The organism is Sinomicrobium sp. (genome assembly GCA_029266035.1).
GTDB lineage: Bacteria > Bacteroidota > Bacteroidia > Flavobacteriales > Flavobacteriaceae > Sinomicrobium.
In genome coordinates this window covers 18,870-35,607 of the sequence record JAJUFH010000016.1, presented here as the reverse complement: position 1 = coordinate 35,607, position 16,738 = coordinate 18,870, and the positions used below count along the sequence as shown (strand labels likewise).

Here is a 16,738-nt window from a genome sequence, read left to right as displayed (position 1 = left end):
ACCAGGCATAAAACTGAACATAAAGAAATACATCACAAAAGATTACTGATGGGATTAATATTCGCCGTTATGGGCGGTATGATAGGGCTTCATGCAGTCCAGGCACAGGACAAAATTGTCAAGGCTGCCGATTTCGGTGCAATACCTGACGACGGGAAATGCGATATGGTAGCTATAAAAAAAGCACTGGATCATGCCAAAACGGTAAAAGCAGGAGCGTTGCTGCTGGAAGCAGGAACGTATGATTTATTTGTAGGCGATGCCTCCGGGAAAATGGCTATCGATATCACCGGGATGAACGATTTTACCCTGAAAGGTGGTATAGATGACAAGGGAGATCCCGCGACCACTTTTCTACGCCATTACGATTTTAAAAATGATATGTACGGCAAACCTATCCTATCTGTACGACGGAGTAAACATTTTGGTCTGCAGAACGTTATTTTCGACAATAGCCCGAGATATTCCACGGCAGGGGAAGTTATCGCTACGGACGGGAATACGGTTACGTTAAAGGTGTTTGAAGGAAACCCCGTCATAGACGGAACATTGTTTTATACGAGCAATATCTGGGACCTCGCTTCGAAAACCCTGAAAAAGGTGGAAAGCCCGACTTATGGCGGTGATGTGAATAAGAGAAAAAAAGAATATACCTGGCATGTACAGGGGAATCCGGAACAGCGTATTATGACGTTGAATTCTCCGCGGGTTGCTGCTATGGTGGAGGTCGGTGACGGACTGAGCTGGAACTTTTCGTATAAGGGAATACAGGTAAATTTCTATATGTGCGATGACCTTTCGGTAGAAAATGTATGGACTTACAATGCGATCGGGTTCTGTATGAGGGCCGAGGCTTGTGAAAATATTACCGCCAGGAAAGTTAAGGTGATAGCTCCGGATAATCAGTTGACCGTAGGATCCAGAGACGGATGGAAACTATATGCCTGTCGAGGTAAGATCGTGATGGATGGGCTATATATGGAAGGAGTACGTTGGGACGGACAGAATGTTCACGGCTCTTTTCTCTGGCCACACCGGGTTATGGATGGGCATACGGTATGGTTGAAGAAGAAAAAGGGAGCGGCTTTTCCCATACCGGAAGGTTCCCGAATCGGTTTCTGGAATGGTTCGGAGGAAGTCTTGTGTACCGTGCGTAAAGCCGTTATGAAGCCTACGGAAAGTGGAGATCGAGGTTTTCTTGTGACTTTTGAGGAGAAAATACCAGACTTCATTAACGACGAAACTCTCTGCCAGATATACGGGTGGAATATTGACGATTATACCCTGAGCAACTCTGTATTCAGGAATATTGCGGGATGTGCCAGTTTGATCAGGAATACCAATGTTACCATTGTAAATAACACTTTTGATCATATTATGTATCCCGCGATCATGATAGGAGCAGCCATAAATGAAGGAGAAGGGACGGTACCTAAAAATGTGAGGATAGAACACAATAAAATATCTCATTCGGGCTGGATGTCTCGGCACGGGATTACTGGTGCGATTGGAATACGCAATCAGGAAGAAGGGGAGGGGCTGATCTTTTTTGATAGGGAAAAGGCGTTGGAGAAATTGAACAAGACATCTCCCCCGATAACAAATATTCAGGTCATAGGAAATACAATAACACATGGAGAAAAAGGTATCGTAGCCAGTGGGACACTCAATCTCCTTATCAAGGAAAATGTATTCCGACAGGTAAAGGAGACCATTGTTGCCGACCAGGAGAGCAATTCTGGAGTACTTGTAATAGATAATGAGTAAAACAGGATCACACCCATAAGGAAGTAATCGAAGTCCAGATAATCACCGTGAAATGAATTAATATATCCAAAAAATGAAAAAACAAATATGTCAGATTGTAGCAGTATTAAATGTGGGGATTGTACTACTCTTTCTTGGAAGTTGTAATTCAAAGTTGAGAGAAACACCTAACTCTGATTCCACACTTCCGAATATTGTAATTATAAATATGGATGACTTAGGATATGGCGATCTTGGAGCTTACGGAGCGGAAGGAATACCAACCCCGAATATGGATTACCTTATAGAAAACGGCATTCGTTTTACCAATGGGTATGCCACCTCTTCAACCTGTACTCCGAGTAGGTATGCCTTGCTTACAGGAGTATATCCCTGGAGAAACAGTGATGCAAAGATCCTGCCTGGAACAGCTCCGCTTATTATTGATACCAACCAGCAAACTTTGCCCAAGATGCTTAAAAAGGCAGGATACTATACAGGAATTATAGGGAAATGGCATTTGGGGCTGGGAACAGGACAGGTAGATTGGAATGAACATATAAGTCCCGGACCTAATGAAGTTGGGTTTGACGAAGCTTTTATAATGGCCGCAACTCAGGATCGTGTACCCACGGTATACATAGAGAATGGCAAGGTGGTAGGGCTGGAATCGGATGATCCTATTCAGGTGAGTTACGAACATAATTTTGAGGGTGAACCTACTGGGCTCGACAATCCGGAATTACTGAAAATGAAGTGGCATCACGGACATAATCAGAGTATCGTAAACGGTATTCCCAGAATAGGTTATATGAAAGGCGGTGAGTCTGCAAAATGGGTAGACGAGGAGATGGCAGACACTTTTCTTGCCCAGGCGCAGTCCTTTGTACGGGAAAAAAAATCACCCTTTTTTCTCTATTACGCGATGCAACAGCCTCATGTGCCTCGAACACCACATCCCAGATTTGTAGGGGAAACGGATATGGGTTCCCGGGGAGATGTCATTGTGGAAGCAGATGCCTGTATAGGTACACTTGTTAAAACACTGGAAGAAGAAGGTTTATTGGAAAGTACATTAATCATTTTTACAAGTGACAATGGTCCTGTGCTAAATGATGGGTACTATGATGAGGCTGTGGAAAAGGCAGGTGATCATCGTCCGGGAGGTCCGTTGAGAGGTGGAAAATACAGTATATATGAAGCTGGGTTCCGGATTCCATTCGCCGTTTATTGGAAAGGGAAAATTAAACCTCAGGTGTCCGATGCTATAGTCTGCCAGGTAGATTTACTGGCTTCATTGGCAAAATTTACGGGTCAGAATGTTACTGAAACTGATAGCAAGGATATCATGGATGTATTTCTCGGTAAAAGCAATAAAGGCCGGGAAAGCCTTATCCTGGAAGGGACATCACGAACTATCCTCAGGAACGGAGATTGGGTGATGATTCCTCCGTATCCAGGGGAAGCAGTTCAAAAACAGGTGAATATTGAAATGGGAATCTCGAAATCCTATCAGTTGTATAATCTTGCAGAAGATCCGGGTGAACAGCATAACCTTGCAGAAAAACATCCAGATAAACTAAAAGCAATGCAGGAAAAGTATAGGGAGCTCAGAGGAAAATCCGATAGTAAAATACAGGAACTTAAATTACATTGAGATAAATAAAATTATGTTATGATAAAGAAAGGTCATGAATTAAAAAGGGCATTAAAATCTGAGGTTCATCACACGGAGCTCGCTGTTATAGGCGGTGGACTTTCCGGGCTGTGTGCGGCCATTACGGCGGCGCGGAAGGGTGTTAAAGTGGTATTGGTTCAAGACAGGCCGGTATTGGGGGGAAATTCATCCAGTGAAATTCGCCTGTGGATCCTGGGCGCTACTTCCCACCTCGGCAACAACAACAGGTGGAGCCGTGAGGGAGGGGTTATCGATGAGATTCTGGTGGAAAATATGCACCAAAATAAGGAAGGGAATCCTCTGATCCTCGATATGATATTGCTCGATAAAGTAAAGAAAGAGCCCAATATAACACTGTTGTTAAACACAGCAGTCTATGAGGTGTACAAATCGGGAGCAGAGAGGATAAAAGCAGTAAAGGGATTCTGTAGCCAGAATTCTACCGAATATATGATTCATGCCCCTTTGTTTTGCGATGCTTCGGGCGATGGTATCGTAGGTTTTCTTTCGGGAGCGGCATTCAGGATGGGAGCAGAACGACAGGAGGAATTCGGAGAGAAGTTTGCACCTGCCGAGGAATACGGAGAACTGTTGGGGCACAGTCTCTACTTTTACACCAAAGATACCGGAAGACCAGTAAAGTATAAGGCCCCGGATTTTGCAATGGATGTACGCAAGGAGATCCCCAGATTCAGGAGCTTTAATGCCAAGGAATACGGGTGTAAACTCTGGTGGTTGGAATACGGGGGACGGATGGATACGATACACGATACCGAAAAGATTAAATGGGAACTGTGGAAAATCGTGTATGGAGCGTGGGATTATATCAAGAATTCAGGAGAATATCCGGAGGCAGAGACCATGACCCTCGAATGGGTAGGAATGATTCCGGGCAAGCGAGAGAGCAGAAGGTTTGAAGGAGATTATATATTGCGGCAACAGGATATTGTCAATCAAAAGACCTACGACGACGCTGTGGCTTATGGAGGGTGGTCTATCGATCTTCACCCAGCAGATGGGGTGTTTAGCGAAAAACCGGGCTGCAACCAATGGCACTCCAAGGGAATATACCAGATACCATACCGCTGTTTGTACAGCAGAAACATCAAAAATCTTTTCCTTGCGGGGCGTATTATCAGTACTACTCATGTGGCTTTTGCTTCTACCCGGGTTATGGCTACTTCGGCCTATATCGGACAGGTTGTGGGAATGGCAGCTTATATTGCCAGAGAAAACGCATCGAAAGAAGAGATTTTTGCGGTGACAGAGCAACAGTGTCAATACCAAAAAGTCTCAGGGCAGAACCTTGTGAAAACAACAGCTTGCAATGAGGAAAGAAGCGAAATTTATTCTGCACAAGCCTATTTAGAACCCAGAGATATAATAGATAAAGGTTTTATCGGCGATTTGCAGCGGGAATTACTCAAAAGTGGGCAGTATATTCCCGGGCTTGTCCTTTGCGATGAGTCCGACCTCGTACAGCAGGCTAGCATAGAAGTATCGAGTACTTTTTATATAGACAATCTCAATGCCGATTTTGTACTTCCGATGGATATAGCTGTAGCTCAGATGATTCCTCTGAAATCGGGAGAGGTACCTTCAATGACTATAGATCTGATCGCACTAAACAACACCACCTTGAATATTGAGTTGAGAACCAGTTCAAGAAAGGGTAATTTTACCCCGGATGTTATTCTGGAAACACAATCGGTGGATATAGAACAAGGGCATAGGAAGGTCAAGTTTGAATTTTCCACAAGCATGGAAGACGAGGCTTATGTCTTTCTCATTCTACATAAAAACCCGAATGTAGAACTGTTTCGTTCATCGCTTCGCCTCACTGGGATATTATCGACATTTAACTTGGGAAATAAAGCGGTGTCAAATTTCGGAAAGCAATCCCCTCCTGACAACATAGGTATGGATACCTTCGAGTTTTGGTGTCCTCAACGACGACCGGAAGGACACAATATAGCCATTCAGATCAATCCACCGTTAAATCCTTTTGGCAAGGAGAATATCCGCAAGGGAGTGTACAGGCCTACTACGACCCCAAATGCTTGGGTAGCAGACTTAGCGGACGAGAAACCAACTGCTCGTATCCGTTGGGAACACCCTCAAAAGATAAGCCGGATAGATCTGTTTTTCGACACCGATTACGATCATCCCATGGAAAGCGTATTGATGGGACATCCGGAAGATGTAATGCCTTTTTGTGTAAGGAATTATCGTATTTTAGACGACAGTGGGAATGTGGTATATGAGAAAAAGGGAAATTATCAGACGATTAATAATGTGTTTTTGGAATATCCGATAACAACCGGCGAACTGACAATTGAACTCGATCATCCGTCAGCAAATGTCCCAGCTGCATTGTTCGGACTTCGTTGTTACCGTTAAAAAAATTACTATGGGAATTTTGGATTATATCGTAATGTTTGTCTTTGCAGGCATTATAGTAATGGCGGGGCTTTCTTTTGGAAAAACGGGCAATTCGATGAAGTCTTATTTCGCTGCGGGAGGCGCAGTACCATGGCAAATCAGTTCGCTGTCTCTGTTTATGAGTTTTTTTTCTGCGGGAACCTTTGTAGTATGGGGTTCCATAGCCTATGAGTACGGTTTTGTATCAGTGGCTATTCAGCTCACGATGTGTCTGGGCGGTTTTTTTGTCGGAATGTTTATCGCACCCGCCTGGCAGCGATCGCGGGCACTGACAGCTGCAGAGTTTGTATCTCAGCGACTTGGAATAACAATACAGAAATTTTACAGTTACCTTATTCTGCTGATATCGCTGATGTATACCGGAGCCTTTCTCTATCCCGTAGCCAAGATCATCAACGTATCGACAGGATTTCCCATAGAAGCCTGTATTTTGGTATTAGGGATCCTTATTATTATCTATACGGTGGTAGGCGGACTTTGGGGGGTTATGGTTACGGATGTGTTACAGTTTATCGTACTTACGGGTGCCGTGATTATTGTGGTTCCACTGGCTTTTGACAGTATAGGAGGGGTAGAGGCCCTGTTCCGCAATGCACCGGAGGATTTTTTTATGCCGATAAATGAAGAATATTCCTGGTTGTTCTTATTGGCATTCGGGGTATATAACGGTGTTTTTATAGGCGGAAACTGGGCTTATGTACAGCGGTATACCAGTGTAAATAGTCCTACATCGGCAAAAAAAGTAGGCTATCTCTTTGCCGCGCTATATTTAGTCAGTCCTCTAATCTGGATGCTGCCTCCCATGATATACCGATTGGTAAACCCCGGTTTGTCTGGGTTAGAGAGTGAAGGGGCATATTTGCTGATGTGTAAGGAGGTGCTGCCGGAAGGGTTGATAGGACTGATGTTGGGCGGGATGGTTTTTGCAACGGCCAGTTCTGTCAATACTACCCTTAACCTGGCAGCAGCCGTATTTACCAACGATCTTTATCGGACGGTACACCCGGATACCCGTCCTGCCCGTTTGATGTTGGTTGCGAAACTGGCTGTTATTGTATTTGGACTTATGACGATTGGCGTGGCTTTGTTGGTACCTTCTGCCGGCGGAATCGTAGAAATTGTACTGAGTGTAGGTGCTGTAACGGGATGTTCGCTCTACGGTCCGCCTGTTTGGGCCTTGTTTTCAAAGTATCATACCGGGAAGTCTATTTTGTGGTGTACTATTTTGGGACTGTCACTGAATATCTACTTTAAGTTTTTACATCCGCTTCTAACCGGTATTTCACTGAACAGGACGGAAGAAATGCTGGCAGGGGCTCTTATCCCGTTTGCGCTTCTTGGTATCTATGAAGTACAGGCCAGAAGAGGGAAAAGGATGCCGGGCGATTATCTCCATTATCAATCCGTTCACCGCAGCGCTGTAGATGTAGATCAGGCAGATACTTCCGAGGGGGAAGAGAGCAGCGAGACCCAGAACAACTTTGGGTTACTGGTACTGGCCAGGACAATGGCTGTAACGGCATTTATATTTATAATCCTGGCGCTGATGGCCGACCGTAAGGCATTGTGGATAACGCTTTCCATAGGGGGTGTGGTAGGATTGATCTCTTACGCGATCTATAGAAGGTTACCACCTTATAAGAGGGTGTAGTTTTTACCTCTCCTTTCTTATTTCACCAGATCCAAGGATTTTTGAGTCTTCTTTGGCGTTGCCTTTGTAAAGCACGTTTCCGGAACCTATAATTTTTGCAATGATTTTTTCGTTGCAGTATACCCTGATATCGCCGGAACCCGATACAGACACCTCTGTTTTGCCGGTGATCAGTTCGTCTGCCTTGATGTCTCCCGATCCGGCTACGTTTGCTTTGTAGTTGTCGGCGGTGCCTTTCAGTATGATGTCTCCCGATCCGGCAATATTGCTCTGTACATTTGGGGCTTCAACTTCTAAGGAGATATCTCCCGATCCGGCGAGATTGGTTTTGAAGGTAGAAGCCTTGATAGCAGCATTGGAAGAAATATTTCCAGAGCCTGCAAGCGATACAGCCGAAAGCGCTTCAAATGGCACGGTAATTCGGATATCTCTTTTTGGACGGAGGCTTACACCTTTAGTCGTTTTAATTTTTAGGGTGTTACCCTTTATTTCGGTTTCGATATAGGGTATGAGGTTCTCTTCGGCTTCTATGATGAGGTTTCCCTCCGTACCGGGAACAAGTACTACGTCAAATATTCCGGAGACACCTATTTCATCGTAATCTTTCGTCTTGCGGTCGGTTTTGACCACATTTCCATTGCCGGTTATTTTCTTGTTTCCGAACCACTGTGCATTTGTGGTTGTAAACAGCGATAAGGCAAAGCAAAGGGTGATAATCTTTTTCATTTTTATATGTGATTTTGTTACAGATTACAGTTTAGTTTCGGCGTATGGAAACGCTTCCGAAATCTGAGGATATGGTTAAATTTTTAGTGGGAGCACTACCGTGAGAACCCTTGTAGTACTTCTCTGTTAGTGTCGTCCGTTTTATGTCGTATTCAAAACTGTCTTCTCCCTTAAACCCGGCGTATTCCAGTTTTATCTCGAAGTTAAAATTGTAGTTTGGGTGAAAACCTACCTTGATCCCCGAGTAATCGGATTGGATATTTACATTGCCGGCATCTGCGGCAAGTTCAAATATTTGTATCGAACCGTAGTCGGAAGTGATCCCGAGGTTGCCGTGTACTGTACCGATATTGGTAGAGAGATAATCACCGCTCCCTTGAATATTTTTGGCTTTTTCCACATTCAGGCTACCGTAGTCGCAAGAGTATTCGAGTTTGTCGATCTCGTCTATTTTAGATGCTGTATAGTCGGCGCTCAGGTTGAGATGCCCTGCTTTTTCGAGGATAAAACCGGAATAATCGGCTTTGATAATTCCCCCTTTCATATAAGTGATAGTAGATTTGGTCGTATAATCGAAGGACAATTCATTGTTATCGGCGTGCAACTCGCCCAGATTTAGCTTTCCGTAGTCACAACTTATTACAGCTCTTCCGTTCAGGCGGTCTATACTAATGCTCCCGTAGTCGTTGCTCAGATCTACATTGTTGGTAATAGGAAGTTTTATGGTGTAGTTTATCTCCATGCTCACATTGCTGCCTGAGTTCCATGTCCATTTTTTTCTCTCAAATACGGTTTTGGCGGAAACTGCACTTTTACCCGCTTCAAACTCTACATTGATCTCGTCGAGTTTTTGCTGTACTTTTTCTTCGTTGTTCCCACTGGTCTTGATATGCACTTCGATCTCTATGCGGTTTTGATTCCAGGTAGTGATGTAAATATTTCCATAAGAGTTATCTACCTTAAGTAGTGCATTGGTATTTACGTCAAACGATTTCTCGATTTTCTTTTCCTTGCTGTAACGCCTGTTCAACGGTGTTCCCGGTTCGTGGGCGAACACCATTACCGGGAGAGCAATAGCGAGTAGTAGAGCTGCTATTTTATATCCTGCTTTCTTCATGACTTTCCGGTGTTATTTGTTGTAGTGCTTTTGTCTGTTCAATTTGCTCCATGACGTTTTGCAACAGGGTAATTCTCGTTTGAAAATTGGTAATCATAGCATGGAGCAACTTTTTGCTGTATCCGTTGCGCTGTAATTCTTTTTCCAGCTTGTCGTAATCACTTTCTATGAGAGCTAATCTATCCAGCGCATCTTCCATAATTATACGGGTTTCTGCGGTAGTTGCAGTTTCTCTTATTTTTTGTAACTCTTCCCGAATAAGAGAAGAAAAGTAATATTGTGTTTTTTGCAGTTCCGGATTGGGTTGTACTTCTTCTGTTTCGGGCAGGGTATGCTCAGGGGAACCGGGCAATGATTGGAACAGCATCCATCCTACACTGAGCAATACGAGCAGAGAAGCTGCAATGGGCAGTAAGCTCAGCAATTTTCCGGGAGCTACAGATTTGGTTTGCTCGACGGGCTGCGAGAGTTTCTCTAAGAAACGATCTCGGTGGTCTGCACTCGGAGTTTTGGTGTCAAATTGCCCCTTGAGTTTGTCGAATAATTCGTCTATCGCATCTTTTTTCATCGCATTTGTTTTACTCTGTTTCCATCATAGAAACCAGTTTTTTTCTCAGGCTTTCCTTGGCTCTGCTTATCGTAGTCCTGCAATTGGCATAGCTGATCTGCATGATGTCGCTTATTTCGTCGTAATCGTATCCTTCGATCAGGTGTAAGGTCAGAGAAATCCTGTAATTGTCCTTTAATGTCTTTACGGTATCCAGAACTTTCTGTGCCTTGAGGTCTGTAAACTCATAGTCTGCCGCAACGCCGTTATCGTCTTCAATTTTATACAGCACTTCATCTATAGGAATATTTTGATTTTGCTGTTGTTTCCGAAAACTGTATATGCTGTCGTTGATTACAATCCGTTTCAACCAGGCTCCGAAGCTCACTTCACCTCTAAAGCTATGCAGTTTGGTAAACGCTTTAAGAAAAGACTCCTGCATAACATCTTCAGCTTCAACTTTATCCTTTACTATCCTCAGGGCAGTGTTGAACATAGCCTTGTAATAGCGATCGTAAATTTCAAGCTGCGCTCTAGTATCTCCGCGTTTACACTGTTCGATTAATTGCTCTGTATGTCTGTGCTGTTGACTCAAAAAAGGATTCGCTTTTCAATATAAAGATGAAGGTCGGGAATGATTGTTACACTTTAGCTGATTTTTTTATTTTTTTTGAGAAGATTAATTGGTCGATCTGTATTACGTTGTTATATTTGCTCTTGTTTAGAATCAATCAAAATAAATAGCTGGAGAATATGACTACCCTAATTGTCATCATTGCTTTTATGGGATTTTACGCTTTTTACAATGCCTCGAAGAGGGCAGTATTGAGCCAGTCGTGGTGGATAGCGCAATGGTTACAGTCGCATCGCCCTACGAGTCTTGCACTCGGATGGTGTATGGTTTTGGTGGGAATATTGCTCTCTGTTATGCACTACGGTTTCGGGGCGGGGATATGTGCCTTTGTCGTTGTGCTGATGACGGTAGGAAGCCTTATTGTTATAGTATCACCACTGAAATTTATCAGCTACAGAGCGGTAGTGCTTATCGCAATACTCTCTTTTGCAATCGAATTAATACTTCCCTATGCCGGCCAATAAAAAATATCTTACTCGCTCGCCCTGGCAGCGTTTTGCCAAAATTACCGCTGGTTTTATAGGAGGGTATATCGTAACTACCACTTTGCATATAGCACTGGCATTCTGGCTGGATCACGTAAATGTTATTATGACTTTGCGCTATGCGGGTTTCCTGTTATGGGCTGTACTTTTAATAGTGGCATTCCTGGCTAAGAATGGATGGAAGATATGGGGGTTGTATCTTTTACTGACACTCCTTTTCAGACTGTTTATCTATCTCGGAAAAATCTATAACCCCGTAGTGTAACAAAACCTATAGCAACTCTGAACCAAAAACAGTTAATTTCAGCTAGATGAACAACAGAATCTACAATATTCTCTTCAATACACATACCGTTAGTGGTATTGTGATAAGTGCTGCTCTGTATGTCATTTTTTTTGCGGGTTCTTTTTCCTTTTTTCGAGATGAGATTATCAGTTGGGAGCGCAGCGAACCGCTGAGTGGTATTGCATTGAATCAGGCGAAGCTGAATGTGTTGTTAGACAGTATAAGCGATAGAGAGCCTTTGTATGGAAGAGATATAGGTTTTACGCAGTATTACGAAGAGAATAAGGTAGCGGTTAGTATCACGGCGAGCAAGGATACTTTGGCTCCAGAAGAAGCAAGTACTGCGGAGTACTTCTATATGGATAAGGAAAATACGGATAGTTATGACTATTACAGCGCTTATTCTATAGGCGAATTACTATACCGGCTTCACTTTTTTGCCCAGCTCAACTTTTACGGTACTTCGGGTTATCTATTGGCGGGATTGATCGCTTTTTTCTTTCTGTTTGCCGTAATCACAGGGGTGTTGGTACACTGGAATAAAATAGTTTCCAACTTTTATCTGTTCAGGCCTAAAGCTAAGCTAAAAGCGATTTGGACCGATGCGCATACTGCGTTAGGAGTGCTGGGGTTGCCCTATCAGTTTATCTTTGCGCTTACGGGGACTTATCTTATGATCGGTGCTAGTGTAATGGCTCCTCCGGTGGCTTCGTTGGTGTACGACAACGATGTGGTTAGTATGTATGCTGATTTTGGCATAGGAGACTCCGGCTACGAATTGCAGGGCAGGGTCGACGGTGGAGTACCTGATATAGATGCTTATATGGATAAGGTCTTGGAAAGCTGGCCAGATTTTGATATCAGGTGGGTGACTGTAATGAATTACGGCGATGCCAATATGCATATTGCGATAGAGGGGTTGGCCCATAATACTCGTAATTTTACGGGAAAGGGAAAAATGGTCTTCAGGGCAGATAATGGAGAGCTGGTGTACACAAAGGATCCGTTTAAAGATTTTAACTATGTAGATGCAGCGACCAATGTGCTCAACAAGCTGCATTTCGGAGATTTTGGCGGACGTGGATTGCGCGTCGTCTATTTCGTTTTGGGCATAGTGTCTTGTTTCGTGATTATCTCTGGAGTTATGATCTGGCTGGTAGCTCGTGATAGAAAGAGCGTTTCCGAAAGAAAGCGACGTTTTAATGCCTGGTTAGTTTGGATATACCTCGCTATATGTTTGAGTATGTATCCGGCAACGGCTTTTACCTTTGTTGCTGTAAAAACATTAGTACACGACTTTGATCCGAGTAGAATAACACAGATTTATAGTATATTTTTCTATAGTTGGCTGGTATTGACAGTGCTTTTTGCGCTTAAGAGAGATAATTATTTTACCAATAAATACGCTCTTATCAGTGGAGCTTTGATAGGACTTCTGGTGCCAATTGCCAACGGATTGGTATCGGGAAACTGGATATGGGTAAGCCTGAGTGAAGGGCATTACGACATATTGTTTGTAGATGTGTTCTGGATATTACTTTCGATAACAACACTTGTAATAGGGATGAAATTAAAAAGACAGAAGTCCCAAACAGATTTGGCGTAGCTAAGGAAGTAAAATCTGTGCAGCTGTAGCGTAATGGTAAGTGAGATATGGAAATCAAAAAGCCCTTTCGTTTTGGAGAGGGCTTTGTGATTCTGATAGGAGGTATTACTTTGATTTGTCTCGTTTGAGTTTGTGAAGTAATGCCCTGTTAAAGTCTTTTTCCGCTTTTTTGAGAAGAAGTATCTTGGTGGTGGGTATAATACCCTTGAGTTTTTTGGTAAGTTTTATATCTTCCTGATAATTCTCGTATTCTATGGCCTCCAGCTCGGAGAGCAGTTTTTCGGCTTCTTGTTCAGAAATATTATCTATGCCATTCTGTCTTATCTTTTTGCGAACACCCTTGTACTCTCTACGTCTAAGGGCAGATATTTTGTCGTAATAACTGTTGTATACAGGCCAGAATTTTTCAGCTTCTTCTGAACTCAGTGATAATTTTTCTGTGATATAGGCCACTTTGAGTGCCTTAAACTGTTCTCTCTTACTTTTTTCCTGAGCCATACCTGCAACACAAAAGAGAAGAAGGACAGTAAGTGCCAAGTTTCTAAATGTATTCATAGCTATTTAATTAGGATAGTGTAACGATTTAAAAATACAATTAATTACTCATCTTCCATATTTATATAGAAACCCACATCTGTATTTTCTTCCAGATATTCTATTACAGAGGAGTCGTCGAGAGATGAAAAACTCAAGACATCCAGCTCACTGCTGTCGAAGAGGTCTTCTATATCCTGAATGTCGACTGTTAGAAAGCCGTTTTGAACATAGTATTCTATATCTTCCGAAAGTATATCTGCAAATGCCTTAGCCGAATCGCTATTATTTCGAGATATTATGCCGAATATAGCGGAGAGCAATACGGCCACGAGTGCCGCTGCTGAGGCGATGGGATAGAGTCGTCGCACAATCGATTTCTTACTGGAAGGAGCGGATTGTACAGTGCGGTTCAGAATACGCTCTTGGAGGGTTTCCAGATAGTAATCAGGAACCGAGAAACCATCTCTCTCAGGAATACGGTCAATTTGAGACACCGATTCCTGTAACCGATCTTTTAGTTGCCCGAAGTAGCCTTCTGGTACCTTAAAATCATTGTTTCTATCTGTGTTTCTCTTATTCATAACTATTTGACTGGTTTTTCTGTAGAAGGTTTAATCTTCACTTAAAAACTGTTCAATTTTTTTTACTGCGTGATGATACGACGCTTTTAGTGCTCCGATTGAGGTGTCTAGAATCTCGGACATTTCCTGATAGGAGAGGGCTTCAAAATACTTCATATTAAACACTGTTTTCTGTTTTTCGGGAAGCGTGGCAATAGCGCGTTGCAGTTTTAAACTGGCTTCGTCTCCGTCAAAATAGGGATCGGCGTGGAGGTTGGCTACCAGCGATTCCTGTAACTCTGCATTGTTCAATCCCTGCCGTTTAGCCTTGCTGTTCAGAAAGGAAATCGATTCGTTGATGGCGATGCGATACATCCACGAAAACAGACTGCTCTCTCCCTTAAATGCCTCTATATTTCGATATATTTTTATAAAAGTATTTTGTAATACATCGTCGGTGTCGTCGTGGTCGATTACGGTACGCCTGATATTCCAGTACAAGCGTTCTGAATATTGAGATACCAGTGTCCCGAATGCCCGATCACGGGTATTTTGGTCCTTGAGTTGTAGTAATAATTCTGGTTCAGACATTCCGGTTGATAAAATAAAAATGGTGAAATTATATTTTTAAAGCGCAATGTTAATAAAAAAAGTACAGGATATTAACTTTGTGTTATTTTTTTGCCGCCCTAATTAGCAAATGATAAAAAAATATTTTTATCTTCGGGGTGACCTTTTATACCAACCAATTCTTTTTTTGCTTATATATAGTAAAAAGGTCTGGGTCTTACTATGAAACTGCATCCGTCTCGGAAAGGGGCGGATGTTTTTTTGACAATCATTCGAACGATTGCATATCTACTAGCTTTCGGTAGGTACCGTTTTTAGACATCAAATCGGTATGCGTACCTTGTTCTACAATTTTTCCCTGTTGCATCACCACGATATGATCTGAGTTCTGTATGGTAGAAAGGCGGTGCGCAATAACCACTGAAGTCCTGTTTTTCATCATATTCTCCAGTGCTTTTTGTACCAATTTTTCACTTTCCGTATCAAGCGCAGAAGTAGCCTCATCGAGTATCATAATAGGCGGGTTTTTTAACACTGCGCGAGCAATACTCAACCGCTGTTTTTGTCCGCCCGACAGTTTGTTTCCGCCATCTCCTATATTGGTGTGGATGCCATTTGGGAGCTGTGAAACAAATTCGAGAGCATTGGCTATTCTCAGCGCTTCTTCTACTTCGGTATCGGTGGCGTCTTCCTTGCCCATAGCTACATTGGCTCTTACGGTGTCGTTGAACAGTATGGAATCTTGAGTAACCAGTCCCATCAATCCCCTTAACGAATGCAGTTTGAGGTCTCTGATATCTGTTCCGTCTATGGTAATACTGCCTTTTTGCACATCGTAAAAGCGGGTAATCAGATTGGCAATGGTACTCTTTCCACTTCCCGATTGCCCTACCAGAGCAACGGTTTTACCTTTGGGGATATGAAGTGAGAAATCGCAGAGTACCTTTTCTTCTTCGTATTGAAAATCGATATGATCGATGTGTATCTCCTGATCAAAGCTGTTTTTTTCCAGTGCGCCCTGTCGGTCGGCTATAGGATTGTTTTCTTCGAGTACGGTGAGCACTCTTTCGGCTGCGGCATTACCTTTTTTTACGCCGTAGGAAGCTTTAGAAATCGCTTTTGCCGGAGTGAGGATGTTGTAAGCCAGCGCCATATAGGCGATAAAGACAGGTCCGTTTAAGCTCTTTTCTACCAGCACCATATGCCCGCCATACCACAACAGTACAGCGATGACGATAATTCCGAGAAATTCACTGGCCGGAGAGGCAAGGTTTTGCCGGTTGAGGATTTTGTTGGACAGGTCGTAAAACCTGTCGGTAGAAGCCCGGAAGCGTCGGTTGAAATAATTTTCGGAGTTAAAACCTTTGATTACTTTGAGTCCTCCTAAAGTTTCTTCGATGATAGAGAGGAAGTATCCCTGTTCAATTTGGGCTTTGTCCGATTGTTTTTTCAGCCGTTTCCCTATCATGGAAATGATAAATCCGGAAATTGGAATAAAGATAAATACGAACAGGGTGAGTTTGGCACTCAGGGAGAACATGGTGATAATGGTAAAAAGTATAGTGAGAGGTTCACGCACTATGAGTTCTAGTATAGACAGAAACGAGTGTTGTATTTCGAGCACGTCGGAAGAAATACGAGCGATGACATCCCCTTTTCTCTTTTCCGAAAAATAGGCTATAGGTAAATCTACCACCTTTTTATACATGGCGTTGCGAATGTCTTTTAAAACACCATTTCGGAGAAAAGTAATAAAAAACATGGCCAGGTAATTGAACAGGTTTTTGAGGAGGAAAAGGGAAATGATGATGACCACCATGACCCCCAGTGTATATTCTGGTCCGTGAGATTGTTGCGTGGTTGTGATATAGTAGTTGAGGTAGTCTTCTAAAAACGATTTTAGATGACCTATCCCCTCGTAAGTCGGAGGGGTGGTCACTTTTTCTTCTTCGCCAAACAGTACCGTAAGCATGGGAATCAAGGATACCATAGACAGCGTGGCAAACAGGGCATACAGTATATTACAGATTATATTGAGTACGGCGTATTTGCGATATGGCCGGGCAAAGCGAAAGATCTTATTAAAATAATTCATCCGATTTCGAATATTAATTACAGTAGTCCAACACCTCAGGAGTGTTGGGAAATATCAG

Annotated in this window: 15 protein-coding genes; 7 read left to right on the top strand and 8 right to left on the bottom strand. The window is 42.9% G+C overall.

Going from position 1 to position 16,738, the window contains the following annotated elements; all coding sequences use genetic code 11:
- Nucleotides 1–48 precede the first annotated feature (48 nt).
- The 4 genes from ACYZZR_RS08860 to ACYZZR_RS08845 all read left to right on the top strand — a co-directional run bounded on the left by ACYZZR_RS08860 (nucleotide 49) and on the right by ACYZZR_RS08845 (nucleotide 7,517).
- The gene (locus ACYZZR_RS08860; RefSeq protein ID WP_461533647.1) at nucleotides 49–1,767 is read left to right on the top strand and encodes a right-handed parallel beta-helix repeat-containing protein; all 1,719 of its coding nucleotides are present in this window, start codon (nucleotides 49–51) and stop codon (nucleotides 1,765–1,767) included.
- A gap of 73 nt (nucleotides 1,768–1,840) precedes the next feature.
- The gene (locus tag ACYZZR_RS08855; RefSeq protein ID WP_461533646.1) at nucleotides 1,841–3,403 is read left to right on the top strand and encodes a sulfatase family protein; all 1,563 of its coding nucleotides are present in this window, start codon (nucleotides 1,841–1,843) and stop codon (nucleotides 3,401–3,403) included.
- An 18-nt stretch (nucleotides 3,404–3,421) separates the two neighbouring features.
- Nucleotides 3,422–5,824 carry an FAD-dependent oxidoreductase gene (locus ACYZZR_RS08850; protein WP_461533645.1) on the top strand — a complete coding sequence of 801 codons (2,403 nt, stop codon included), beginning with the start codon at nucleotides 3,422–3,424 and terminating at the stop codon, nucleotides 5,822–5,824.
- Between the two features lie 10 nt (nucleotides 5,825–5,834).
- The gene (locus ACYZZR_RS08845) at nucleotides 5,835–7,517 is read left to right on the top strand and encodes a sodium:solute symporter family protein (protein ID WP_461533644.1); all 1,683 of its coding nucleotides are present in this window, start codon (nucleotides 5,835–5,837) and stop codon (nucleotides 7,515–7,517) included.
- A gap of 3 nt (nucleotides 7,518–7,520) precedes the next feature.
- Here ACYZZR_RS08845 and ACYZZR_RS08840 read toward each other — a convergent pair whose 3' ends face one another.
- The 4 genes from ACYZZR_RS08840 to ACYZZR_RS08825 are packed head-to-tail and all read right to left on the bottom strand — an operon-like array spanning nucleotide 7,521 to nucleotide 10,502.
- Nucleotides 7,521–8,243 (bottom strand): head GIN domain-containing protein, encoded by a 723-nt coding sequence (locus ACYZZR_RS08840; protein ID WP_461533643.1) that lies wholly within the window; start codon nucleotides 8,241–8,243, stop codon nucleotides 7,521–7,523.
- Nucleotides 8,244–8,274: 31 nt separating this feature from the next.
- The gene (locus ACYZZR_RS08835; protein WP_461533642.1) at nucleotides 8,275–9,360 is read right to left on the bottom strand and encodes a DUF4097 family beta strand repeat-containing protein; all 1,086 of its coding nucleotides are present in this window, start codon (nucleotides 9,358–9,360) and stop codon (nucleotides 8,275–8,277) included.
- A complete protein-coding gene (locus ACYZZR_RS08830; protein ID WP_461533641.1) occupies nucleotides 9,341–9,928 on the bottom strand; it encodes a hypothetical protein in 588 nt (195 codons plus the stop codon). Before ACYZZR_RS08830 ends, ACYZZR_RS08835 begins: the two co-directional genes overlap by 20 nt.
- Before the next feature lie 10 nt (nucleotides 9,929–9,938).
- Complete coding sequence (locus ACYZZR_RS08825; protein ID WP_461533640.1) at nucleotides 9,939–10,502, bottom strand: RNA polymerase sigma factor; 564 nt, start codon at nucleotides 10,500–10,502, stop codon at nucleotides 9,939–9,941.
- 158 nt (nucleotides 10,503–10,660) lie between these two features.
- Here ACYZZR_RS08825 and ACYZZR_RS08820 point away from each other — a divergent pair, with 158 nt between their 5' ends.
- Genes ACYZZR_RS08820 through ACYZZR_RS08810 form a run of 3 tightly spaced genes read left to right on the top strand, consistent with a single transcriptional unit; the run spans nucleotide 10,661 to nucleotide 12,918 of the window.
- Nucleotides 10,661–11,005, top strand: coding sequence for a hypothetical protein (locus ACYZZR_RS08820; protein ID WP_461533639.1), 345 nt, complete (start codon nucleotides 10,661–10,663; stop codon nucleotides 11,003–11,005).
- On the top strand, nucleotides 10,992–11,291 hold the full coding sequence (locus ACYZZR_RS08815; protein WP_461533638.1) for a hypothetical protein: 300 nt from the start codon (nucleotides 10,992–10,994) through the stop codon (nucleotides 11,289–11,291). Before ACYZZR_RS08820 ends, ACYZZR_RS08815 begins: the two co-directional genes overlap by 14 nt.
- Before the next feature lie 46 nt (nucleotides 11,292–11,337).
- Nucleotides 11,338–12,918 (top strand): PepSY-associated TM helix domain-containing protein, encoded by a 1,581-nt coding sequence (locus tag ACYZZR_RS08810; protein ID WP_461533637.1) that lies wholly within the window; start codon nucleotides 11,338–11,340, stop codon nucleotides 12,916–12,918.
- A 105-nt stretch (nucleotides 12,919–13,023) separates the two neighbouring features.
- Here the strand turns inward: ACYZZR_RS08810 and ACYZZR_RS08805 are convergent, their stop codons facing one another.
- The 4 genes from ACYZZR_RS08805 to ACYZZR_RS08790 form a co-directional block, all read right to left on the bottom strand.
- Nucleotides 13,024–13,473, bottom strand: coding sequence for a hypothetical protein (locus ACYZZR_RS08805; protein WP_461533636.1), 450 nt, complete (start codon nucleotides 13,471–13,473; stop codon nucleotides 13,024–13,026).
- A gap of 44 nt (nucleotides 13,474–13,517) precedes the next feature.
- Entirely contained in the window at nucleotides 13,518–14,036 is a 519-nt protein-coding gene (locus ACYZZR_RS08800; RefSeq protein WP_461533635.1) for a hypothetical protein, read from the bottom strand.
- A gap of 30 nt (nucleotides 14,037–14,066) precedes the next feature.
- Nucleotides 14,067–14,606, bottom strand: coding sequence for an RNA polymerase sigma factor (locus ACYZZR_RS08795; protein ID WP_461533634.1), 540 nt, complete (start codon nucleotides 14,604–14,606; stop codon nucleotides 14,067–14,069).
- A gap of 247 nt (nucleotides 14,607–14,853) precedes the next feature.
- Nucleotides 14,854–16,680, bottom strand: coding sequence for an ABC transporter ATP-binding protein (locus tag ACYZZR_RS08790; protein ID WP_461533633.1), 1,827 nt, complete (start codon nucleotides 16,678–16,680; stop codon nucleotides 14,854–14,856).
- Nucleotides 16,681–16,738 lie beyond the last annotated feature (58 nt).